Raw genomic sequence first — 20,955 nt, forward strand, 5'->3', positions numbered from 1 at the left:
CTTTTCGCCTGATGCGAAAGGACCATAGAATAAAGCGCAAGCGCGGTGTGCGCTAGCGCTTAAATCAACAAATTTCGGGGATTACGGCGCCAGTCTGTCGATTTTCCAGCCGCCATTCTCGCGCTGGTATAAAAAGCGGTCGTGCAGGCGATGTTCGCCCCCCTGCCAGAATTCGATTTGCTCAATCGGGATGCGGAAACCACCCCAGAAGCTCGGCAGCGGAATTTCCCCCTGCTGGAACTTCTGCTTCAGCTCCAGGAATTTACTTTCCAGCACGCCGCGGGCGGAAATGCGGCTGGACTGTTTTGATACCCAGGCGCCAATCTGGCTGTCACGCGGACGACTGTGGAAATACTTCACCACTTCCAGCGTCGAGAGACGTTCCGCTTTGCCGGTCACCATGACCTGACGTTCCAGCATGTGCCACGGGAACAGCAGGCTGATACGCGGATTGTTTTCCAGATGGTGCGCTTTGCGGCTGCCAAGGTTGGTATAGAACACCAGCCCTTTCTCGTCATAATGCTTGAGCAATACGATACGCTGATACGGTTGACCGTTTTCATCTACCGTTGCGACAACCATCGCCGTTGGGTCGGCAAGTTTCGCTTCGCAGGCCTGTTTCAGCCAGCGTTCAAAAAGCACGAGGGGTTCAGCGGGAAGATCCTGGCGACGCAGGCCGCCTTTGGTGTATTCACGGCGCAGATGCGCAATTTGCTGCAGTTCGTCGTTATCTGACATGGCGTTAGCTGACATTGAGAGTGGGTGGCGCTATTGTGCGCCGCCCCTGTAAAAATCTCAACGCTTCGGATTTTCGAGCTGGCAATTGTTCAGCACAATACGGTCACGTTTGTAGACCGTGGCGCTGTCGCCTTTCGACCAGAAGACATAGATACCGTCGGTGTAACGCGCTCCCGAGGCTGAAATGCCCTGCTTCAGCGTCAGCAGTTTATTGTCATAAACAAAACTGGCTTCCTGGCGTGGATTGTTCAGCTTTACGGTCAACGGTTTTTCGTCGCAGCGATACTCCAGCGTATCGGTCTGCATGCGCTCAAGGAGCTGGTTATAGACGCTGCATCCTGACAGCAACAAAGGGGCGGCAATAAGAAGAAGTTTTTTCATGGGCGTATTCCGAAGACTTTCCTGGTCCTGGAGGGCATGGCTGCCCCCCTGTTTCGTTCCATTTTAACGACGACGCGCCGCGCTGAATTTCAGTTAACTCTGATTATGACGCGGATTTGCCGGGAAAATCGCCCCAAGGACGCTCGCCTCGCGCGCGCCGGTTACCGACGGTAAATTGCCCGGCAGCCCGGCAATGGTGCGCCAGGCAAGCCAGGCGAAGGCCAGCGCCTCCATATCATCACCGCTGATGCCGGCCTCATCGGTCGTCGACACTTCGGTGCCCGGCAGCAGCCCGGCAAGACGCGCCATCACCAGCGGGTTACGGCTTCCCCCGCCGCACACCAGCAGGCGTTCACATCCGCCGCTAAGCAGCACCTGTTCAGAAATTGACACGGCCGTGAGCTCGGCAAGCGTCGCCTGAACATCCTGCGGCGCGAGCGCCGGGAATGACGCCAGCTGGCGCTCAAGCCAGCCAAAGTTGAAGTATTCACGCCCCGTGCTTTTCGGTGCCGGTAAGGCAAAATAAGGATCGCTCAGCATGGACTGCAGTAGCGGGAGAATCACCTTACCCTCACTCGCCCACTCCGCGTTTTTATCATACGGTTGCCCGCACTGTCGCCAGATCCAGGCATCCATTAACATATTGCCCGGGCCGGTATCGTAGCCGCGGACCGGCTGTCCCGGGATAAGCATCGACAGATTGGCGATCCCACCAATGTTGAGCACCATGCGCCGTTCTGAAGGGTGCGCCAGCAGCGCCTGATGAAACGCGGGCACCAGCGGTGCGCCCTGTCCGCCAAGGGCAATATCGCGACGACGGAAATCGCCGACCACCGTGACGCCGGTCTTCGCCACAATCTGGTTGTTATCGCCGATTTGCAGAGTATGCGGAGCCTCTCCGATGGGTTCATGCCAGACCGTTTGTCCGTGACACCCGATGGCCACCACATCCTGCGGGCGAAGATGTTCTTTTTGCATCAAAGCCTGCACCGCATCAGCAAATAGCGCCCCGAGGCGGACATCCAGCTGCCCAAGCTGGGAGAGGGTCAGCGGCTGCCCCTGACAGATACTGAGAATATCCTCTTTCAGTGAAATGGGGATTGGCCAGGTCAGGCTCGCCTGCTGTGCCACCATGTTTTCATCAATGGCGGCCAGAACGACATCTACCCCATCCAGACTGGTGCCTGACATCACACCAATGTAGCGACCCGATTTCATGCGCTTTCCTTACGTTGCGTGGGCTAAGGATATCCACTCAACCATAAACGGCGTCGCTTTGCCATCCGGCAATAATATTTTTTAACAATGTCAGACGGGTAGCGCGGGCGGATCCTGTTTATGTCTCGTTAAGTCAAATTCAAGTACAATTTTCCTATTGTTAGTGCAAAGATATGAACTATGGCTCCTTATGCCATATAATTTAGCCATAACGGATGCCCCCAATCGGGCGTTTTTGGTGAACAGGAGATTCAAATGATTTTACGTGTACTGGGCGTTTCGCTGATTGGTTTAACTCTGGCTGGCTGTGTGAATGACAGTTCACTTTCTGGCGACGTTTACAGCGCTTCTGAAGCGAAACAGGTTCAGAACGTGACTTACGGTACCGTTGTTAACGCACGCCCTGTACAGATTCAGGGTGGTGATGAAAACAACGTGATGGGCGCAATCGGCGGTGCCGTTCTGGGTGGTTTCCTGGGTAATACCGTCGGCGGTGGTACGGGACGCTCTCTGGCGACAGCCGCAGGTGCCGTTGCGGGTGGCGTAGCCGGCCAGGGCGTTCAGGGTGCGATGAACAAAACTCAGGGCGTAGAGCTGGAAATTCGTAAAGACGACGGCAGCACGATCATGGTTGTTCAGAAACAGGGCAGCACCCGCTTCTCTGCAGGCCAGCGCGTTGTGCTGGCGAGCAACGGAAGCCAGGTGACCGTTTCCCCACGTTAATTAAAAGTGGATGTGGTCCTCGGGCCACATCCATTTACAATATATTTCACTCTAAAAAATATAATTACAAAATACATTCACCCCATCCATTATTAATCACGCCTTATATTGTTTCTGCGCAAAGTATTTACCGTGCTAATTGATTAAACTCTTCGCAATCATCTCTTCATAATTATTTTAATTTGTAAAACTTTATATGCTTGCGAATAGTCGTTCTGTAAAAGGTCGTTATATCTCGTTCTGTTTCGGTTGCTTTGTTGTCATCGGAATATTACAGGTTTTATTTTCAAAACTGGTTGACTGGGTTCCGTCCTTTTCGCCTCTTTTGTTCCCCACACTCACCATTTTTTTACTCGTGTTTCACCTGTTTATTGCCTGCTTTATGGCAATGAAATACTGGTGTGATAAGCGGCGGCTCTATCTGATTGCCATCTCATTTGCCTTTGCCGGTTCGGCCTTGCTGATGGTCGGAACATTGACCAGCTTTCCGGCGTGGCTGGATCTCTATCAATTCAACGTTGTGAACTACAACGATGCGATGATCTACTATATGTTCCGCCACCTCTTAATGGCGGTGCTGATGATGGTTTCGGCATTACTTTATCCCACGCGCAATCTGTCCCTTTCACGGTTGGCGCATATTATCATCGTTAGCGGTTCATTTCTTTTTACCGCATGTATGGTGATTCTGGCCTGGATGTATTCCAGCCATTCCCCGTTTTTATCCCTCGATCTGGTTGATAATGAAACGCGGCAGTTTATGGTTCTCTGGAGCAACAGCATTAACATTTCATTAATTGTCCTCTGGGTCGTGACACTAGCCACGCTGATGCTTATTACGCGCGTGCGTAATCTGTTCTGGGTAGGCGGTAATTTTCTGTGTGTCTGCTATGTCGTCACGCTCTCTATGCTGTTGGTAGGCGGACATGCAGAAGATATATCATGGTATCGCGCCCGATTATTTGAAACCGTCGCGACGCTGATTATTATTTTTGTGCTGCTCTATGATGTCTTCAGGTTGTATCGTGACTCCCATTTGAAGTATCAGCAGTCGTATCAAAATTCGATTCGCGATCCGCTCACGCGCCTTTATAACCGCAGCTATTTTTATGAATCGTTAAACCAGGCGCTGGATATTGCCAGACCCAACCGCCCCGTTTCCGTCATTGTCAGCGATCTCGATCGCTTCAAGCGCATTAACGACACCTACGGGCATCTTCAGGGCGATAAAGTCCTGCAGTTTGTCGCCAACCTGCTGATGGATTCCGTGCGCCCGCAGGACATCGCGGCCCGTATCGGCGGCGAGGAGTTTGTGCTGATGCTGGCCAACACGTCGTCAGATTCCGCGTACCAGGTGGCCGAGCGCATACGTCTGAAGCTGAGCAGCTTTGATAAAACCAGCAGCGGCGGTCAGTTGCCGGAGCCCATCACCATCAGTATGGGGGTGTTTACGGCAACGTCATCAACGATAACCGCCGAAGCGTGCGTGGAAAGTGCCGACAAGGCGATGTATGAAGCGAAGGAGACGGGTCGTAATCGTGTGATCGTCTTTAAGTAAAAAAAGGCCTTGCTGATGCAAGGCCTTCGTGTTTATCAGTCGCGAGACTGCAGCTCATGGATATTTTGCTCAAGGCGAGCAATGAGGCTGATGAGCATTTCCAGCTCCGCCGGTGAAACGCCTGAGAGGATTTCACCGCGCGTTTTGGTAATGACGGCTTCCATTTCGGTGATGATAGGGGCCGCTTTCTCAGTGAGTTTAATCCGCTTTGCGCGACGATCGCTGGCGCAGGTTTGTCGGGAGATCAACCCCTTCTCTTCCAGCTGATCAAGTGTGCGCACCAGCGACGGTTGCTCAATGCCTATCGCTTTTGCCAGCTGAATTTGTGACTGATCGGGCGGCAACTGATGGATGTTGTGCAGCGTGACCCAATGCGTCTGTGTTAATTCCAGAGGTTTCAGGCGATGGTCAATCAGAGCACGCCAGACGCGTACCAACCTTGCCAGATCAGAACCTAATGGCGATTCCAATTTCATCTCCTTATAATTAGCTTGCTAAGTTATTATACTGATTTTAGAATAGTGTGCAGCATTTGTATTGCCAAAACAAATGCAATACTGCATTCATCGAACTTAAAAGTATGACTTACACTGAATTGTGATGCTTCATCATACTAAGACAAGCCAACGCGGCATTCTGTTCACTGCAAAGGATTTCTGCCCGTGACGTTTTTTCATCGCTCAGAGGGGTTACCCCTTCAGGATCTGATCTTCGGTGCGTCAGTCTACTTTCCTCCCCTGTTTAAGGCCGTGCTGGTGGGCTTTGTTCTCTGGCTCATCGCGCATCGTCTGCTTCGCGACTGGATGTACTCCGGCGAAATCTGGCATCCCATGCTGATGGATCTTTCCCTGTTTGCCCTCTCCGTATGTCTGGGCCTTGCTTTCTTGATGGTGTGGTGACTATGCCTCTGAAAACGCTGAAATACTTTTCTACCCTCTTTGTTCTTGCCCTCGCGCTGGTTGCAGGCTGGTGGATGTGGAATTTTTATATGCAGTCCCCCTGGACCCGTGACGGCAAAATTCGCGCTGAACAGGTCAGCATCACCCCTCAGGTGTCGGGAAGCATCACGACGCTGCTCGTTAAGGATAACCAGTACGTCAAAAAGGGTGAGATACTCTTCCGAATCGACGATACCCCATACCACATCGCGATTCTGAACGCCGAGGCGCAGCTGGCAAAAGCCCAGTCAGACTTAGCGAAAGCGAATAACGAGGCCAACCGCCGCCGGCATTTATCGCAAAATTACATCTCCGCGGAAGATTTAGACACCGCCAACATCAACGTGAAGGCCATGCAGGCGAGCGTCAACGTGGCCCAAGCCACACTGAAGCAGGCCCAGTGGGAGCTGACCCAAACGGTGATTACCGCGCCAGTTGACGGGTGGGTAACCAACCTTTCCGCTCGCGTGGGGAATTATGCCACCACGGGACAACCCGTTTTTGCCCTCGTCGACAGTCACTCCTTCTACGTGGTGGGCTATTTTGAAGAGACCAAGCTTCGCCATATTCGGGAGGGATCGCCCGCCGCCATTACGCTTTACAGCGGCTCGCAGAAGTTACAGGGTCACGTATCCAGCATTGGCCGCGCTATTTACGATCAAAGCGTCGAAACGGATTCCGGCCTGGTACCGGACATCAAGCCGAACGTGCCCTGGGTGCGTCTCGCTCAGCGCGTGCCGGTTCGCGTGGAGTTTGACCATTTACCGCAGGACATCACGCTGGTCTCCGGCACCACCTGTACTGTCTCCATCGGAAACCGGTGATGAAGCTGCCGGCACTCTCCTGGCAAAACACGCCGTGGAGCAAAGCGACGCGCGCTCAGTGGCGCTACGCGCTGCGTAACGGCATCGCTATGTGTCTGGCGCTGACCGTCGCCTATTACCTGAACCTGGATCAGCCCTACTGGGCGATGACGTCTGCCGCGGTGGTGAGTTTTCCTACGGTCGGCGGGGTGATCAGTAAGAGCCTTGGGCGCATCGCCGGCAGCCTGCTGGGCGCGACGGCGGCGTTAATTATCGCCGGCCATACGCTGAACGATCCGTGGATGTTCCTGCTGAGCATGGCGGCGTGGCTGGGGTGCTGTACCTGGGCCTGCGCCCATTTTACTAATAACGTTGCCTACGCATTTCAGCTGGCGGGTTATACCGCCGCCATTATAGCCTTTCCCGTGGTGAATGTTCTCGACACCACCGAGCTATGGGACATCGCCCAGGCGCGCGTCTGTGAAGTGATTGTCGGCATTCTTAGCGGTGGGTTTATGATGATGATCCTACCCAGTACCTCTGACGGTACAGCGCTTATCACCGCCCTGAAGACCATGCATGCCCGCTTACTGGAGCATGCAAGCCTTCTCTGGCAGCCAGATACTAACGATGAAATCCGTCTGGCACACGAAAAGGTCATCGGTCAGATCCTGACCATGAATCTGCTGCGCATTCAGGCCTTCTGGAGCCACTACCGCTTTCGTCGTCAGAACACCCTGCTCAATTATTTACTGCACCAGCAGCTGCGTATGACCAGCGCCATCTCCAGCCTGCGCAGAATGCTGCTCAACTGGCCGACGCCGCCGGAAAACACCCGTGCTGTCATCGAAACGCTGCTCTCGGCTCTTGCGCGCCCGGATGCGGACATCTACACCGTTGCGAAGATCATCGCCCCGCTCGCCCCGGTTGATGAGTACGACTATCGCCATCGCGCCTTCTGGCAACGTCTGAATTACTTTTGCCGACTCTACCTGCGCAGCAGCCGCTGGATTAACGCGGTTGAGAATGCCACGCCGGTCACGGAGTTCAACGTTCCCGGGAGCCCGGCTCTCGCCCGCCATACCGACTACCTGGAAGCGCTGTGGAGCGGTTTTCGCACCTTCTGCGCGCTGATGCTGGTGGGGGCGTGGAGCATTACCACGCAGTGGGAGTCCGGTACGGCGGCCCTGACGCTTGCTGCCATCAGCTGCGTGCTTTACTCCGTCGCGGCCTCGCCGTTCAACTCGCTGACGCTCCTGCTACGCACGCTGGTGCTGCTGTCGTTGTTCAGTTTTGTGGTGAAGTTTGGCCTGATGGTGCAGATAAGCGATCTGTGGCAGTTCCTGCTGTTTCTGTTTCCGCTGTTGACCACCATGCAGCTACTCAAGCTGCAAATGCCAAAACAGGCGGGCCTCTGGGGGCAGCTGATTGTCTTTATGGGCTCGTTTATCTCCGTGACCAATCCGCCGGTTTATGATTACGCCGATTTTCTTAATGACAACCTGGCGAAAATCCTTGGCGTGGGGCTGGCGTGGCTGGCTTTCGCGGTGTTGCGCCCCGGCTCCGATGCCCGCAAAAGCCGCAGACATATCCGGGAGTTACGCCGGGGGTTTGTGGACCAGCTCAGCCGTAAACCGCATCTTCGTGAAAACGAGTATGAATCGCTGGTGTATCACCACGTGAGCCAGCTCAATAACAGCCAGGACGCGCTTTCCCGGCGCTGGCTGCTGCGCTGGGGCGTGGTGCTGTTGAACTGTTCGCACGTGGTCTGGCAGCTTCGCGGGTGGGAAACACGCTCCGACCCGCTGTCGCAGGTTCGCGATGTATGCATCTCTCTGCTGCGCGATGTGATGAGCGAACGCGGCGTCCAGCAGCGCCCGCTGGCAACCACGCTGAATGAACTGCAGCGGATCTGCGATACGCTTGCACGACATCATCTCCTCGCCGCCCGTGATTTGGCCTCGATAATCTGGCGGCTGCACTGCTCGCTGTCGCAGCTGGAGCAAGCACCACCGCCGGGTACCATTGGGGATCAGATCACGCCGCAGGCATAACGCGCCCCGCCGCCGCCAAGCGGTTTAGGTTGATCGGACATATTGTCGCCGCCGACATGAATCATTAGCGCTTTACCTTTTACCTCATCCAGCTTTTTCAGACGCGGCGCGACAACGGGATCGGTGGCTTTACCGTCGTTATTGACCACCAGCACGGGCAGATCGCCCAGGTGTCCCATTCCATCCGGGCCCTCATGCTTGCCGGTATGCTGGGGATCCAGGTGCCCCCCTGCCGCTTCCGCCGCTGACGCTTTACCCTCTTTCAATGCGGGCTGACAGCTGCCTTTGGCGTGAACATGGAAACCATGCTCACCGGGAGGGAGTGCTTTGAGGTTGGGAGCGAACTCCAGCCCTTTGTCGGTTTCCGTGATTTTCACCGTACCGATGGACTGACCCACACCCTGAGAGGTGACGAGATTCATTTCCACTTCGTCGCTGGCTGCCTGCGCCCCTGCGCAAACAACCAGCGTGACCATTGCCAGAGCAAAACGCTTCATATGACCTCCGCTGGTTATTTTTTGCCCCTTAAGTGTATACCAGGGGCAAAGATTTCACCGGAAAGTCACCTTCTGGCGGTTTATGGCACGTCGTAACCCAGCGCGGCTTTGCGGATGCGGAACCACTGCTGGCGGGTCATCTGCAGCTCTTCAGCGGCCAGTGCAGAACGCACGCGTTCTATTTTGCCGGAACCAATAATGGGCAGCGGTTTTGACGGCAGACGCAGGATCCAGGCGTAAACCACCTGTTCGATGCTCTCCGCGTTCAGCTCGCGGGCGATAGTGTCCAGCTCGTTACGCAGCGGCTGGAATTCATCATCATTAAACAAGCGTCCGCCTCCCAGGCACGACCAGGCCATCGGGCGAATACGCAGCTGTTGCAGCTGGTCGAGGGTACCGTCCAGCAGCAGCGGCTGGTGTACCGGGGAGATCTCCACCTGGTTGGTGGCCAGGGTAAACGGCAGACGAGACTGAAGCAGTGCAAACTGCGCCGGTGTAAAGTTGGAAACGCCAAAGTGACGCACTTTGCCGCTCTGGTGCAGGTTCAGGAAGGCTTCTGCCACCTCATCGGCATCCATGAGCGGATCCGGACGGTGGATTAACAGCAGGTCGATACGGTCGGTCGCCAGATTGACCAGCGACTGCTCAGCGCTCTTGATGATATGCGCGCAGTCGGTGATGTAATGCCCAAGGGCGTGTTCCGGTTTTGCCGTGGTGGCAATCCCGCACTTCGTGACGATCTCCATGCGGTCGCGGAGTGCCGGAACCAGCTTGAGCGCCTCGCCGAATGCGGCTTCACACTGATAACCACCGTAGATGTCCGCATGGTCGACCGTGGTGACGCCCAGATCGATATGCTCTTCAATAAAGCTCGCCAGCTGGAGGGGGGACATATTCCAGTCCATCAGGCGCCAGTAGCCCATCACAAAACGGGAGAATTCTGGCCCCTGGGGGGCAAGGGTAATTCGCTGAACCATAACATTTTCCTCAAGGACGTGATGTCATGAGTATACGCAATTACCATGTTAAAAAAGTGAAGGTTGCTGAGGTTCTTCGGTCTCACTGGATTTGTTTGCGCGTATTTTGCGCAGAAGACGCTGTCGGCAAAGGCGTAGCACCTCCTGCTTTTGCGTGTCGCTGAAGTTTTGCCAGTTGAAACGCTCGTCGCGGGTACGCATGCACCCGCGGCAATATCCGCGTTCATCCACCTGACAAATCCCGCGGCACGGGCTCTGGATGGGGAAAAACTCCAGCTGCTCTGCCACACTCACCTCCGGATAACCACTCTCACCTACAGTGAAGACGCTAAACGCGCCACGTGCAAGGCCTGTACCACAGATTTGTGGCATTAAGGTTTCACTAATCTTCCCGCTTTATACTCGGCCCATCATGACAATGACAGGTTTACCGATCGATGTGGTTAATCAAAAAGTTACAATGTAACGACATTAAATTTACTCTGGGCTGTGCACTCTTCTTTACGCTAATCAACGGGCTGTTTATCCAGCGCAGCTGGGCCATTATTGCCCCTTCGCACCTGCACGACATCCTCTTTGCCGCGTCCGTACCGCTGGTGCTGTTTTGCGGCTGGGTGATTGTCTTTAGCCTGCTGAATATCCCCTATATCCGTAAGCCGCTGCTGATCGTCTTAACGGTCGGATGCGCCGCGGCAACCTACTTTATGTACACCTACGGCGCGGTGATCGATCAGAACATGATTGTTAACGTGTTCGAAACCAACTCTCAGGAAGCGACAGCCCTGGTGACGCCGCAGATGATTCTGTGGATTGTTATTGCTGGCCTCGTGCCTTCCGTGGTGCTGGCGTTGACCCGCATTCGTACCGGGAAATGGTGGTATGCCCTGCTGACGCGCGTTGCCGCGATGCTTGGCGCCCTGCTGGTGATTATCCTGATTGCCGCCGTGTTTTATAAAGATTACGCCTCACTGTTTCGCAACAACAAAAGCATCGTCAAAATGGTGACCCCGGCCAACTATGTCAGCGCCGTGGTGAAGTACAGCAAAATGCGCTGGTTTGCCGGCGATCAAACGCTGGTACGGATTGGCGAAGATGCCCATAAAGGACCGTTGATTTCAGGTCAACAAAAGAAAACCGTTCTGGTACTGGTCGTTGGGGAAGCCTCCCGCGCGGCGAACTACTCCCTGAATGGTTACGATCGTGAAACGAACCCGGAGCTGAAAAAGCAGGATGTGATTAACTTCCCGCAGGCCTCCTCATGCGGCACTGAAACCGCCGTTTCCGTTCCGTGCATGTTCTCGGGCATGACGCGTAGCAAATACGATGCCGACCTGGCTCACCATCAGGAAGGTCTGCTCGATGTGCTCAAGCATGCGGGGATCAACCTGCTGTGGCGCGACAACGATGGCGGCTGTAAAGGTGCCTGCGATCGCGTGCCGCATACCGATATGACGCAGTGGAATCTGGATCAGTTCTGCAAAGACAAATCCTGTATTGATGATGTGAATTTCTACCGTCTGGACAACGTGCTGGATGGTCTGAAGCAGGACACGGTGCTGGTTATCCACCTGATGGGGAGCCACGGTCCGGCGTACTATCGCCGTTACCCGGACACTTTCCGGAAATTCACCCCAACCTGCGACACCAATGAAATTCAGGATTGCGACCATCAGGCGCTGATGAATACCTATGACAACACCATCCTGTATACCGACAGCATGGTCAGCAAAACCATTGATGCCCTGAAAGCGCGCCAGGCGAGCATGAACACCGCGCTGATTTATCTCTCGGATCACGGTGAGTCACTGGGTGAAAGCGGCATTTATCTGCACGGTACGCCGTACATGCTGGCGCCGGAGCAGCAAACGCACATTCCGTTTATGTTCTGGCTGTCACCGGACTACGCGAAAAACTTTGGCATCAATGAACAGTGTTTACGCGACCATGCAGCAAAAAATGCGGTCTCCCAGGACAATTTATTTTCAACCGTATTGGGTATGATGGACGTCAAATCAACGGTTTATCAACAGCAGCTGGATATTCTGAACGCATGTCGTCGATAAACTCGCTTGCATTAGACCGAACGGTCTATTAGAGTGCGGCCATGAGCAGAAATACTGAACACGATACCCGCGAACATCTCCTGGCAACCGGCGAGCGTCTGTGCATGCATCGCGGGTTTACCGGTATGGGGTTGAGCGAGTTATTAAAAACCGCTGAGGTACCGAAGGGGTCGTTTTATCACTACTTCCGGTCCAAAGAGGCCTTTGGCGTGGCAATGCTGGAGCGTCATTACGCGGGCTACCACCAGCGTCTGGCCACCCACTTTGCGTCCGGTGAAGGAAACTATCGGGATCGTGTTCTGAACTACTATCAGGAAACGCTGAACCAGTTCTGTCAGCAGGGCATTATCAGCGGATGCCTGACGGTCAAGCTGTCTGCCGAAGTGTGCGATCTTTCCGAAGACATGCGCTCGGCGATGGATAAGGGTGCCCGCGGCGTGATCGCCCTGCTGGCCCAGGCGCTGGAAAAAGGCCGCGACGAAAAAACGCTGGCCTTTTCCGGCGACCCCTTAATGCAGTCTCAAGTGCTCTATTCCCTCTGGTTAGGGGCCAACCTGCAGGCAAAAATTTCGCGCAGTGCCGTGCCGCTGGAAAGCGCGCTGGCACATGTGAAAAACAGCATTACTGCGCCTGGCGTATAACGGGCGTTTTTTATTTACCTTATTACTAGTCGACTGGTCTACTCAGGAGTCTTTATGTCAGCTGAAAAACTGTTTACCCCATTGAAAGTGGGTGCCGTCACGGCGCCAAACCGCGTGTTCATGGCTCCGCTGACCCGTCTGCGCAGCATTGAGCCGGGTGACATCCCAACCCCGCTGATGGGCGAATACTATCGCCAACGCGCAAGCTCTGGCCTGATCATCACCGAAGCCACCCAGATCTCTGCTCAGGCGAAAGGTTACGCCGGTGCGCCGGGCCTTCACAGCCCGGAACAGATCGCGGCATGGCAGAAAATCACCGCGGGCGTTCACGCTGAAGAGGGTCGTATTGCGGTCCAGCTGTGGCATACCGGTCGTATCTCACACAGCAGCATCCAGCCTGGCGGTCAGGCACCGGTCTCTGCGTCGGCCCTGAGCGCCAATACCCGTACTTCCCTTCGCGATGAAAACGGCAATGCGATCCGCGTGGATACCTCTATGCCGCGTGCGCTGGAGCTGGACGAAATCCCGGGGATTGTTAACGACTTCCGTCAGGCCGTGGCCAACGCCCGTGAAGCCGGTTTTGACCTGATTGAGCTGCACTCCGCGCATGGCTATCTGCTGCACCAGTTCCTGTCACCGTCGTCTAACCACCGCACCGACCAGTACGGCGGCAGCGTCGAAAACCGCGCCCGTCTGGTGCTGGAAGTGGTGGATGCGGTATGCAAGGAGTGGAGCCCGGACCGTATCGGGATCCGCGTCTCCCCAATCGGGTCTTTCCAGAACGTCGACAACGGCCCGAACGAGGAAGCGGATGCGCTCTATCTGATTGAAGAGTTGGCCAAACGCGGTATTGCCTATCTGCACATGTCCGAGCCTGACTGGGCCGGCGGTAAGCCTTACACTGAAGCGTTCCGCCAGAAAGTGCGCGAGCGCTTCCACGGGGTGATCATCGGAGCAGGTGCCTATACGCCTGAAAAAGCCGAAGATCTGATTAATAAAGGGCTGATCGATGCCGTCGCGTTTGGCCGCGACTACATCGCCAACCCGGATCTGGTTGCTCGTCTGCAGAAAAAAGCGGCGCTCAATCCGCAGCGTCCGGAAAGCTTCTACGGCGGCGGCGCGGAAGGCTACACCGACTACCCTTCACTGTAATCTCGCCATTGTACATTGATAGCGGCGACAGTTCGCCGCTATACTAAAACATCGTTTCTGTTCAAAAAGCTTTTTTATTCCATTGGTTAATGAGGAAATTATGCGCCTACTTCACACCATGCTGCGCGTTGGCGACCTGCAACGTTCAATCGATTTCTACACTAACGTCCTGGGCATGAAGCTGCTGCGCACCAGCGAAAACCCGGAATACAAATACTCGCTGGCGTTCGTGGGTTACGGCCCGGAAACGGATGAAGCGGTAATCGAGCTGACCTACAACTGGGACGTTGACAGCTATGAGCTGGGCACGGCCTACGGCCATATCGCGCTGGAAGTAGACAACGCAGCCGACGCGTGCGAACGCATTCGCAAAAATGGCGGTAACGTCACCCGCGAAGCGGGCCCGGTAAAAGGCGGCACCACCGTGATTGCGTTTGTGGAAGATCCGGACGGTTACAAAATCGAGCTGATTGAAGCCAAAGACGCCGGTCGCGGTCTGGGCAACTGATCCCTCAGGGCGCAACGTGCGCCCGTAGTTTTACTGCATCACCCCGCAAAATTTGCCATAATGCGCTCTGCTTTTTCCCCATGTAAGAGACCCTGATGTCCGATAACGCTCAATTTAGCGGTCTGTGCGACCGTTTTCGTGGTTTTTATCCCGTTGTCATTGATGTAGAAACAGCCGGATTTAACGCTAAAACCGATGCGCTGCTCGAAATTGCCGCCATCACGCTGAAGATGGATGAACAGGGCTGGCTTACACCGGACACCACGCTGCATTTCCACGTTGAACCTTTCGAAGGGGCAAATTTACAGCCGGAAGCGCTGGCGTTTAACGGTATCGATCCGCATAACCCGCTGCGCGGTGCCGTCAGTGAATATGACGCGCTGCACGCCATTTTTAAAATGGTGCGTAAAGGCATGAAAGAGAGCAACTGCAGCCGCGCCATTATGGTGGCCCATAACGCCACCTTCGATCACAGCTTTACCATGGCTGCCGCGGAGCGCGCGTCGCTCAAACGCAATCCCTTCCACCCTTTTGTCACCTTCGACACCGCCGCGCTGAGCGGCCTGGCGCTGGGACAAACGGTGTTATCAAAGGCCTGTATTACGGCTGGCATACCGTTCGACGGCACGCAGGCGCACTCCGCGCTGTATGACACGGAGCGTACCGCAGAGCTGTTCTGTGAGATCGTCAACCGCTGGAAGCGTCTGGGCGGCTGGCCGCTGCCGATGGGTGATGAGGCCGAGCGCCAATCGTAGGTCGGGTAAGCGCAGCGCCACCCGACAAAAAAAAAGCGACCACATAGCAGGTCGCTTTTTTATTTCCGCAGAAAATTACTCTGCGTCCGGCTCTTCCGTTTTGTACTTCGCCGCGGTTTCTTTGATCAGCTGCTGCAGTTCGCCGCGCTGATACATTTCAATCAGGATATCGCAGCCGCCAACCAGTTCGCCGTCAACCCACAGCTGTGGGAACGTCGGCCAGTTCGCGTACTTCGGCAGCTCAGCGCGGATGTCCGGGTTCTGCAGGATATCAACGTAAGCAAAACGCTCACCACAGGCAGACAGCGCCTGAACCGCTTGCGCGGAGAAGCCGCAGCTTGGCAGCTTTGGAGAACCTTTCATATACAGCAGAATCGGGTTTTCAGCGATCTGGCGCTGGATTTTTTCAATAGTGGTGCTCATGTCTTGCTTCCTTTAACTTCTGTTACGGCATTCGTCTGACATTGTAGCGGTTCAGACTGGCATCGGAAAATAACATTTTTGTCACGTATAGACATTCTACTCCGAGTCACGAAAAGTTGCATTGCAAATGGTGTTTACCCCTGCGGCGGCCAGGGTTTTGCTTAGGGAATGGGCAAATGTACGACAGAACGATGAATTTTTTTGCACTTGCTAACGAAACAGGATTGGAGATTGAAAAATGCTATTAACTTTCTGGCTTTTTATGGATTAGAATCGACGGGCTTTGTAAATCACACGCGGGTATTATTGATGACCTGCATTTATCAGGGGACTGCCCAGTGGCGCGGATAAATAAAATCTCGATCACGCTCTGTGCTTTACTGTTTACTTCACTCACTTTCACGCCAGTGGCAAACGCCTCTCAGCAGGCGCGGCATTCTGCTGTACAAAAAAACCATCTGGTGAAAGCCACAGAACGTAAGAAAAAAACCACCGCTAAGAACGACAAGAAAAAGACAAACACACAGACAAAAAAAACCGCTTCCAGCAAGACGAAAACCACATCTTCCCGCACTGCCCACACCGCCAAAAGTAAAGCTTCGCAAACCGCCGCTAACCTCGTGACTGAAAAATGCATCGCGCGTAAAGGCCATAAGGCGAAATGCACGAAGGTCACCAAAATAGCGGAAGTGCATAAAGTACGCGTCCAGAAAGCGCAAAAAACCGCAATGAACAAGCTGATGGGGCAGATTGGCAAACCTTATCACTGGGGCGGGACTTCGCCGCGTACCGGTTTTGACTGCAGCGGCCTCGTCTATTACGCCTATAAGGATCTGGTCAAGTTCCGCATTCCGCGCACCGCCAACGAAATGTACCACCTGCGCGACGCGTCCCCGGTCAACCGTGGAGAGCTGGAGAACGGCGATCTGGTCTTCTTCCGCACGCAGGGCCGCGGGACCGCTGATCACGTTGGCGTCTATGTCGGCAACGGAAAATTCATCCAGTCACCGCGTAGCGGCCAGGATATTCAGATCACCTCTCTCAGTGAAGACTACTGGGTACGCCATTACGTCGGCGCGCGTCGCGTGATGACGCCAAAAACCATTCGCTAACCCCTGCCCTGCCACCCCCGTGGCAGGGTAAGTTCCTCTTTTGCATACCCTTTCAATTTGCTATCCTGTCCTTGTTGTCTGTGTGGTTATTGACAACACAAAATACAATAAGGAGAGAAGCAATGTCGTTCGAATTACCTGCACTACCGTATGCAAAAGACGCCCTGGCCCCGCACATTTCTGCGGAAACCCTGGAATATCACTACGGCAAGCATCACCAGACGTACGTCACCAACCTGAACAACCTGATCAAGGGCACCGATTTTGAAGGCAAAACGCTGGAAGAGATCGTCCGTAGTTCTGAGGGTGGTGTATTCAACAACGCCGCTCAGGTGTGGAACCACACCTTCTACTGGCACTGCCTGGCGCCAAACGCCGGTGGCGAACCTGCCGGTGAACTGGCTACCGCCATTAACGCCGCCTTTGGCAGCTTCGCGGAATTCAAAGCGAAGTTCACCGATGCCGCCATCAAGAACTTCGGTTCAGGCTGGACATGGCTGGTCAAAGAGGCGGATGGCAAACTGGCTATCGTGTCCACCTCTAACGCGGGCACCCCGCTGACCACCAGCGCTAAGCCGCTGATGACCGTGGACGTATGGGAACACGCTTACTACATCGATTACCGTAACGCGCGCCCTAACTACCTGGAGCACTTCTGGGCACTGGTTAACTGGGACTTTGTGGCGAAGAACTTCGCCGCGTAAGAGACACGCAGAAGGGTTCGCCCTTCTGCGTTTTTGGTTTATTCCGCAGCGCAGGCTGCTTCTGGCTGTTTACGACCCGACATCATCACCAGCAGCAGGCCGAGCGCGGCAATAATCGCCCCCATCACCGGCACAAAACTGTACCCCAGCCCACCAGAAATCACGGCCCCACCGGCCGCCGCACCGAGCGCATTGCCCAGGTTAAAGGCACCAATATTGACCGAGGATGAGAGGCCCGGCGCTTCATGCGCGACGCGCATCACGCGCATCTGCAGGGGCGGCACCACGGCAAAGGTGGCGGCTCCCCAGACGACCATCGCGATCGCGGCGCCAAACTCGTTACGCGCCAGCCACGGAATGGCGATCATGATAACAATCAGCAGGGTTAAGAAGCCCTTCAGCGTTCCGCTCACCGAACGGTCAGCAAATTTCCCACCGAGATAGTTGCCAATCGAGAAGCCCACGCCAATCAGCACCAGCATCGCGGTCACAAAGAGAGGCGTTGCGTGGGTGATGTCATGCAGCACAGGTGAAATATAGGTGTAGAGGGTAAACATTGCCCCTGCCCCCAGCACGGTAGTAAGCAGCGCAGAGAGCACCTGCGGGCGCACCAGCACCGACAGCTCTCTGCGCACGTCAGGACGTTCACCCGCGCTGCCTTTTGGCAGGGAGAAGAACAACGCCATCATCGCGACCACGCCCAGCCCGGCCGTTGCCAGGAAGGACATCCTCCAGCCAATGACCTCGCCCAGCCAGGTTGCCGCAGGAACACCGCCGATGTTAGCGATGGTCAGCCCCATAAACATGGTGGCCACGGCGCTCGCCTGCTTATGTTTTGGCACCACGCTTGCCGCCACGACCGACCCCAGCCCAAAGAACGCGCCGTGGTTGAGGCTTGTCAGAATACGCGACAGCATCAGCGTGGTGTAGTCCGGCGAAATGGCCGAAAGCACGTTGCCGAGGGTGAAAATCGCCATCAGGAAAATCAGCGCATTGCGGCGCGCGCGGTGCGAAAGGAGAAGCGTCATCAGCGGCGCTCCGACCATTACGCCGATAGCGTAGGCGCTGATTAACATGCCTGCCGCAGGAATCGAGACGTCCACGCCGCGGGCGATGACGGGCAGTAACCCCATCGGGGAGAATTCAGTGGTGCCAATCCCAAAAGCGCCAATCGCCAGGGCCAGCAGGGGAAAATTGATTTTCATGCGTCAACTCCGGATGCCGTGTCATGTGGTGACACAGAACAAAGAAGCGGAAAGCATGACATCAATCACAAAAAATGAGAAGTTAACAAAATGGCAAAAGATTTTTGCCACGGGAGTAACAATCGTGGTGAGCGGGAGGGAGAAGGCTCTCCCTCCACGTAAATCAGTGCAGCGCGGCCGTCAGACCCGCAGCGACAATCAGAGCCAGCACAACAACGGTGGTGAACAGCGAAAACTTCAGATCGGAACTCATCAATTTTTCTCCTTTTAATCCCCCCACGAAAAGTGAGCCTGCTCATTTTTGCATAATTTACGTCAAAAATCTTCCTGGATTTAGGCTGATAAACACTTTACCTCTTCCCCTTTTCATCAAGATAGGACAAAATTCCACGCTAAATTTATTAGCGTACCGGCCATTGACCCCCTCCTGACGTCCCGTGTCGTTTTCCCGGCGTGCCGCGATTCAAGATTGCGTGATAAGGGTGAGACAAGGCAAACGTTTACCTTCAAGTTTTTCAGGAGTTTAGGATATGGTCTGGAGTGACATTTAATGGCAACAATTAAAGACGTAGCAAAACGCGCAAACGTTTCCACTACAACCGTATCACATGTAATTAACAAAACCCGCTTTGTGGCGGAAGAGACGCGCAACGCCGTCTGGGCAGCGATCAAAGAGCTGCACTATTCGCCAAGTGCGGTTGCGCGCAGCCTCAAGGTTAATCACACCAAATCCATTGGATTGCTGGCCACCAGCAGTGAAGCGGCCTATTTTGCCGAGATCATTGAAGCGGTAGAGAAGAACTGCTTCCAGAAAGGCTATACCCTGATTCTGGGCAACGCATGGAACAGCATAGAAAAACAGCGCGCCTACCTGTCGATGATGGCGCAGAAGCGCGTGGATGGCCTGCTGGTGATGTGTTCCGAGTACCCGGAATCCGTGCTGTCGATGCTGGAAGAGTATCGCCATATCCCCATGGTGGTCATGGACTGGGGTGAAGCGCGCGCGGACTTCACCGACTCCGTTATCGACAACGCCTTTGAAGGCGGTTACATGGCGGGCCGTTATCTGATCGAACGCGGTCACCGCGAGATTGGCGTGATCCCGGGCCCGCTGGAGCGTAACACCGGCGCGGGCCGTCTGGCCGGTTTTATGAAAGCGATGGAAGAAGCGCTGATCACCGTGCCGGAAAACTGGATCGTACAGGGCGACTTTGAGCCGGAATCAGGCTATCGCGCAATGCAGCAGATCGTTTCCCAGCCGCACCGCCCGACCGCCGTTTTCTGCGGGGGTGACATCATGGCCATGGGTGCGCTCTGCGCCGCCGATGAGCTGGGTCTGCGCGTACCGCAGGATATTTCCGTGATCGGGTATGACAACGTGCGTAACGCGCGCTTCTTCACCCCGGCGCTGACAACCATTCACCAGCCAAAAGATTCGCTGGGCGAAACGGCCTTCAATATGTTGTTGGACAGAATCGTCAACAAACGCGAAGAGTCGCAGTCCATTGAAGTTCACCCGCGCCTGATTGAACGCCGTTCCGTTGCGGATGGTCCGTTCCGCGACTACCGTCGTTAATCCCTTGAAGGGGCCAGCTACGCTGGCTCCCGTAACCATTCCCGGTTCAGCGTTTCACTGTCTCCCAGATAATCCAGCAGCCAGGCCATGGCGGGCGAGACATCATTTTGTTGCCAGGTCAGGCAGCAGGCCGCGTCCGGGAACGGATTCTCCAGCGTCAGTTCAACCCATTCTCCGGTATCGATGCGCGGACGCGCAAAATGAACGGGCACCATCGCGACGCACAGCCCGGCGCTGAGGCACGTTGCCGACGATTCCCAGTCAGGGGCCACCACTCGCCGCTGGTTGTCCAGAAGCCAGGTGATACGCTTGGGCAGTGAACGGGACGTATCCTCCAGCACCAGCGACGGCCAGTTGCGTAGCGTATCGTCGCTGAGCGGCCCCTCCATCGCCGCCAGGGGATGATCGCTTGCCACCACGCACTTCCAGCTCAGCATGCCCATATCGCGAAAGGCGTAACGTCCCCCGACCGGGATCGCCTGCGTGGCCCCGATTGCCATCTCTGCCCTGCCGTCCGCCAGCGCATCCCAGACGCCGTTGAACACCTCCTGCGAGACCCGCAGCTCGACATCTGAAAAATGACGATAGAAGTCGACGATCATCTGCCGGGTACGTTCTGGCTTAACGATGTTATCCACCGCGATGGAAAGATGTCCCCGCCAGCCGTTAGCGATCTGCTGACACTGTTCGCGGGTGATCTGCATTTTTTTGATAACAGAACGCCCTTCCTTCAAAAACCACGCCCCTGCGGGCGTTAATTCCACATCACGATGGCGCCGCTCAAACAGCGGAACCGCCAGCCACTCCTCCAGCTGACGCACCGTGTAGCTGATGGCCGAAGGGACGCGGTGCAGCTCCTGCGCTGCACCGCTAAAGCTGCCGTTACGTGCAACAGCATCGACCACTTCAAGAGAATAATCTGACCACAT

At 55.2% G+C, this 20,955-nt stretch carries 24 protein-coding genes; 13 read left to right on the forward strand and 11 right to left on the reverse strand.

Features of this window, described 5'->3' with window-relative positions; all coding sequences use genetic code 11:
* Positions 1 to 81 precede the first annotated feature (81 nt).
* From pdxH to anmK, 3 genes are all read right to left on the reverse strand, one after another.
* Positions 82 to 738: a pyridoxamine 5'-phosphate oxidase gene (pdxH, locus tag CWR52_RS02475; protein ID WP_008500575.1), complete on the reverse strand. Its 657-nt coding sequence runs from the start codon at positions 736 to 738 to the stop codon at positions 82 to 84.
* Between the two features lie 57 nt (positions 739 to 795).
* Entirely contained in the window at positions 796 to 1,119 is a 324-nt protein-coding gene (gene mliC, locus CWR52_RS02480) for a C-type lysozyme inhibitor (protein ID WP_025758348.1), read from the reverse strand.
* 93 nt (positions 1,120 to 1,212) lie between these two features.
* Positions 1,213 to 2,337 carry an anhydro-N-acetylmuramic acid kinase gene (gene anmK, locus CWR52_RS02485; protein ID WP_104948751.1) on the reverse strand — a complete coding sequence of 375 codons (1,125 nt, stop codon included), beginning with the start codon at positions 2,335 to 2,337 and terminating at the stop codon, positions 1,213 to 1,215.
* Between the two features lie 255 nt (positions 2,338 to 2,592).
* Here anmK and slyB point away from each other — a divergent pair, with 255 nt between their 5' ends.
* Together slyB and CWR52_RS02495 are read left to right on the forward strand one after the other, a co-directional pair.
* Entirely contained in the window at positions 2,593 to 3,060 is a 468-nt protein-coding gene (slyB, locus tag CWR52_RS02490; protein ID WP_008500578.1) for an outer membrane lipoprotein SlyB, read from the forward strand.
* Positions 3,061 to 3,256: 196 nt separating this feature from the next.
* Complete coding sequence (locus tag CWR52_RS02495) at positions 3,257 to 4,618, forward strand: sensor domain-containing diguanylate cyclase (protein WP_104948752.1); 1,362 nt, start codon at positions 3,257 to 3,259, stop codon at positions 4,616 to 4,618.
* Positions 4,619 to 4,653: 35 nt separating this feature from the next.
* On the opposite strand, the gene slyA is transcribed toward CWR52_RS02495, so the two are convergent.
* Positions 4,654 to 5,094 carry a transcriptional regulator SlyA gene (gene slyA, locus CWR52_RS02500; RefSeq protein WP_021241135.1) on the reverse strand — a complete coding sequence of 147 codons (441 nt, stop codon included), beginning with the start codon at positions 5,092 to 5,094 and terminating at the stop codon, positions 4,654 to 4,656.
* A 186-nt stretch (positions 5,095 to 5,280) separates the two neighbouring features.
* Between slyA and CWR52_RS02505 the strand changes: the two genes are divergently transcribed.
* Genes CWR52_RS02505 through CWR52_RS02515 form a run of 3 tightly spaced genes read left to right on the forward strand, consistent with a single transcriptional unit; the run spans position 5,281 to position 8,413 of the window.
* Positions 5,281 to 5,517: a DUF1656 domain-containing protein gene (locus CWR52_RS02505; RefSeq protein WP_104948753.1), complete on the forward strand. Its 237-nt coding sequence runs from the start codon at positions 5,281 to 5,283 to the stop codon at positions 5,515 to 5,517.
* Between the two features lie 2 nt (positions 5,518 to 5,519).
* Positions 5,520 to 6,380, forward strand: a complete 861-nt coding sequence (locus CWR52_RS02510; RefSeq protein ID WP_104948754.1) for an HlyD family secretion protein — start codon at positions 5,520 to 5,522, stop codon at positions 6,378 to 6,380.
* Positions 6,380 to 8,413: an FUSC family protein gene (locus CWR52_RS02515; protein ID WP_104948755.1), complete on the forward strand. Its 2,034-nt coding sequence runs from the start codon at positions 6,380 to 6,382 to the stop codon at positions 8,411 to 8,413. Before CWR52_RS02510 ends, CWR52_RS02515 begins: the two co-directional genes overlap by 1 nt.
* On the opposite strand, the gene sodC is transcribed toward CWR52_RS02515, so the two are convergent.
* The 3 genes from sodC to CWR52_RS02530 form a co-directional block, all read right to left on the reverse strand.
* Positions 8,392 to 8,910, reverse strand: a complete 519-nt coding sequence (gene sodC, locus CWR52_RS02520) for a superoxide dismutase [Cu-Zn] SodC (protein ID WP_032651026.1) — start codon at positions 8,908 to 8,910, stop codon at positions 8,392 to 8,394. The genes CWR52_RS02515 and sodC overlap by 22 nt on opposite strands.
* Before the next feature lie 80 nt (positions 8,911 to 8,990).
* Complete coding sequence (locus CWR52_RS02525; protein WP_104948756.1) at positions 8,991 to 9,887, reverse strand: aldo/keto reductase; 897 nt, start codon at positions 9,885 to 9,887, stop codon at positions 8,991 to 8,993.
* Positions 9,888 to 9,935: 48 nt separating this feature from the next.
* Complete coding sequence (locus CWR52_RS02530) at positions 9,936 to 10,175, reverse strand: DUF1289 domain-containing protein (protein ID WP_104948757.1); 240 nt, start codon at positions 10,173 to 10,175, stop codon at positions 9,936 to 9,938.
* A 149-nt stretch (positions 10,176 to 10,324) separates the two neighbouring features.
* Here CWR52_RS02530 and eptA point away from each other — a divergent pair, with 149 nt between their 5' ends.
* From eptA to rnt, 5 genes are all read left to right on the forward strand, one after another.
* Positions 10,325 to 11,950 carry a phosphoethanolamine transferase EptA gene (gene eptA / locus CWR52_RS02535; protein ID WP_104948758.1) on the forward strand — a complete coding sequence of 542 codons (1,626 nt, stop codon included), beginning with the start codon at positions 10,325 to 10,327 and terminating at the stop codon, positions 11,948 to 11,950.
* A 41-nt stretch (positions 11,951 to 11,991) separates the two neighbouring features.
* Entirely contained in the window at positions 11,992 to 12,591 is a 600-nt protein-coding gene (locus CWR52_RS02540; protein ID WP_045910326.1) for a TetR/AcrR family transcriptional regulator, read from the forward strand.
* Positions 12,592 to 12,645: 54 nt separating this feature from the next.
* The gene (locus CWR52_RS02545; RefSeq protein ID WP_039023853.1) at positions 12,646 to 13,743 is read left to right on the forward strand and encodes an alkene reductase; all 1,098 of its coding nucleotides are present in this window, start codon (positions 12,646 to 12,648) and stop codon (positions 13,741 to 13,743) included.
* A gap of 100 nt (positions 13,744 to 13,843) precedes the next feature.
* Positions 13,844 to 14,251: a lactoylglutathione lyase gene (gloA, locus tag CWR52_RS02550; protein ID WP_104948759.1), complete on the forward strand. Its 408-nt coding sequence runs from the start codon at positions 13,844 to 13,846 to the stop codon at positions 14,249 to 14,251.
* Between the two features lie 95 nt (positions 14,252 to 14,346).
* Positions 14,347 to 15,006 (forward strand): ribonuclease T, encoded by a 660-nt coding sequence (rnt, locus tag CWR52_RS02555; protein ID WP_023618191.1) that lies wholly within the window; start codon positions 14,347 to 14,349, stop codon positions 15,004 to 15,006.
* 75 nt (positions 15,007 to 15,081) lie between these two features.
* On the opposite strand, the gene grxD is transcribed toward rnt, so the two are convergent.
* Positions 15,082 to 15,429 (reverse strand): monothiol glutaredoxin 4, encoded by a 348-nt coding sequence (gene grxD, locus CWR52_RS02560; protein WP_003832760.1) that lies wholly within the window; start codon positions 15,427 to 15,429, stop codon positions 15,082 to 15,084.
* Positions 15,430 to 15,767: 338 nt separating this feature from the next.
* Here grxD and CWR52_RS02565 point away from each other — a divergent pair, with 338 nt between their 5' ends.
* Together CWR52_RS02565 and sodB are read left to right on the forward strand one after the other, a co-directional pair.
* Positions 15,768 to 16,541: a C40 family peptidase gene (locus CWR52_RS02565; RefSeq protein WP_023327204.1), complete on the forward strand. Its 774-nt coding sequence runs from the start codon at positions 15,768 to 15,770 to the stop codon at positions 16,539 to 16,541.
* A 122-nt stretch (positions 16,542 to 16,663) separates the two neighbouring features.
* Positions 16,664 to 17,245: a superoxide dismutase [Fe] gene (sodB, locus tag CWR52_RS02570; protein WP_023618189.1), complete on the forward strand. Its 582-nt coding sequence runs from the start codon at positions 16,664 to 16,666 to the stop codon at positions 17,243 to 17,245.
* A 38-nt stretch (positions 17,246 to 17,283) separates the two neighbouring features.
* Here the strand turns inward: sodB and CWR52_RS02575 are convergent, their stop codons facing one another.
* Together CWR52_RS02575 and CWR52_RS02580 are read right to left on the reverse strand one after the other, a co-directional pair.
* A complete protein-coding gene (locus tag CWR52_RS02575; protein WP_104948760.1) occupies positions 17,284 to 18,450 on the reverse strand; it encodes an MFS transporter in 1,167 nt (388 codons plus the stop codon).
* Between the two features lie 163 nt (positions 18,451 to 18,613).
* Positions 18,614 to 18,703 (reverse strand): YnhF family membrane protein, encoded by a 90-nt coding sequence (locus tag CWR52_RS02580; RefSeq protein ID WP_008500596.1) that lies wholly within the window; start codon positions 18,701 to 18,703, stop codon positions 18,614 to 18,616.
* A gap of 297 nt (positions 18,704 to 19,000) precedes the next feature.
* On the opposite strand from CWR52_RS02580, the gene purR reads away from it, so the two are divergent.
* A complete protein-coding gene (purR, locus tag CWR52_RS02585) occupies positions 19,001 to 20,026 on the forward strand; it encodes an HTH-type transcriptional repressor PurR (RefSeq protein WP_008500597.1) in 1,026 nt (341 codons plus the stop codon).
* Between the two features lie 17 nt (positions 20,027 to 20,043).
* Here the strand turns inward: purR and punR are convergent, their stop codons facing one another.
* Positions 20,044 to 20,955 (reverse strand): DNA-binding transcriptional activator PunR, encoded by a 912-nt coding sequence (punR, locus tag CWR52_RS02590; protein ID WP_023311350.1) that lies wholly within the window; start codon positions 20,953 to 20,955, stop codon positions 20,044 to 20,046.

It is taken from the genome of Enterobacter sp. SGAir0187, assembly GCF_002952735.2.
Classification (GTDB): domain Bacteria; phylum Pseudomonadota; class Gammaproteobacteria; order Enterobacterales; family Enterobacteriaceae; genus Enterobacter; species Enterobacter quasiroggenkampii.

What these genes read in the sequence shown, in the direction of transcription:
- CWR52_RS02580 (WP_008500596.1), bottom strand. Translation starts at nt 18,703, where the DNA reads ATGAGTTCCGATCTGAAGTTTTCGCTGTTCACCACCGTTGTTGTGCTG.
- pdxH (WP_008500575.1), bottom strand. Translation starts at nt 738, where the DNA reads ATGTCAGATAACGACGAACTGCAGCAAATTGCGCATCTGCGCCGTGAA.
- purR (WP_008500597.1), top strand. Translation starts at nt 19,001, where the DNA reads ATGGCAACAATTAAAGACGTAGCAAAACGCGCAAACGTTTCCACTACA.
- mliC (WP_025758348.1), bottom strand. Translation starts at nt 1,119, where the DNA reads ATGAAAAAACTTCTTCTTATTGCCGCCCCTTTGTTGCTGTCAGGATGC.
- sodC (WP_032651026.1), bottom strand. Translation starts at nt 8,910, where the DNA reads ATGAAGCGTTTTGCTCTGGCAATGGTCACGCTGGTTGTTTGCGCAGGG.
- CWR52_RS02525 (WP_104948756.1), bottom strand. Translation starts at nt 9,887, where the DNA reads ATGGTTCAGCGAATTACCCTTGCCCCCCAGGGGCCAGAATTCTCCCGT.
- CWR52_RS02575 (WP_104948760.1), bottom strand. Translation starts at nt 18,450, where the DNA reads ATGAAAATCAATTTTCCCCTGCTGGCCCTGGCGATTGGCGCTTTTGGG.
- slyA (WP_021241135.1), bottom strand. Translation starts at nt 5,094, where the DNA reads ATGAAATTGGAATCGCCATTAGGTTCTGATCTGGCAAGGTTGGTACGC.
- CWR52_RS02495 (WP_104948752.1), top strand. Translation starts at nt 3,257, where the DNA reads ATGCTTGCGAATAGTCGTTCTGTAAAAGGTCGTTATATCTCGTTCTGT.
- punR (WP_023311350.1), bottom strand. Translation starts at nt 20,955, where the DNA reads ATGTGGTCAGATTATTCTCTTGAAGTGGTCGATGCTGTTGCACGTAAC.
- rnt (WP_023618191.1), top strand. Translation starts at nt 14,347, where the DNA reads ATGTCCGATAACGCTCAATTTAGCGGTCTGTGCGACCGTTTTCGTGGT.
- CWR52_RS02545 (WP_039023853.1), top strand. Translation starts at nt 12,646, where the DNA reads ATGTCAGCTGAAAAACTGTTTACCCCATTGAAAGTGGGTGCCGTCACG.
- CWR52_RS02515 (WP_104948755.1), top strand. Translation starts at nt 6,380, where the DNA reads ATGAAGCTGCCGGCACTCTCCTGGCAAAACACGCCGTGGAGCAAAGCG.
- gloA (WP_104948759.1), top strand. Translation starts at nt 13,844, where the DNA reads ATGCGCCTACTTCACACCATGCTGCGCGTTGGCGACCTGCAACGTTCA.
- CWR52_RS02540 (WP_045910326.1), top strand. Translation starts at nt 11,992, where the DNA reads ATGAGCAGAAATACTGAACACGATACCCGCGAACATCTCCTGGCAACC.
- anmK (WP_104948751.1), bottom strand. Translation starts at nt 2,337, where the DNA reads ATGAAATCGGGTCGCTACATTGGTGTGATGTCAGGCACCAGTCTGGAT.
- slyB (WP_008500578.1), top strand. Translation starts at nt 2,593, where the DNA reads ATGATTTTACGTGTACTGGGCGTTTCGCTGATTGGTTTAACTCTGGCT.
- eptA (WP_104948758.1), top strand. Translation starts at nt 10,325, where the DNA reads ATGTGGTTAATCAAAAAGTTACAATGTAACGACATTAAATTTACTCTG.
- sodB (WP_023618189.1), top strand. Translation starts at nt 16,664, where the DNA reads ATGTCGTTCGAATTACCTGCACTACCGTATGCAAAAGACGCCCTGGCC.
- grxD (WP_003832760.1), bottom strand. Translation starts at nt 15,429, where the DNA reads ATGAGCACCACTATTGAAAAAATCCAGCGCCAGATCGCTGAAAACCCG.
- CWR52_RS02510 (WP_104948754.1), top strand. Translation starts at nt 5,520, where the DNA reads ATGCCTCTGAAAACGCTGAAATACTTTTCTACCCTCTTTGTTCTTGCC.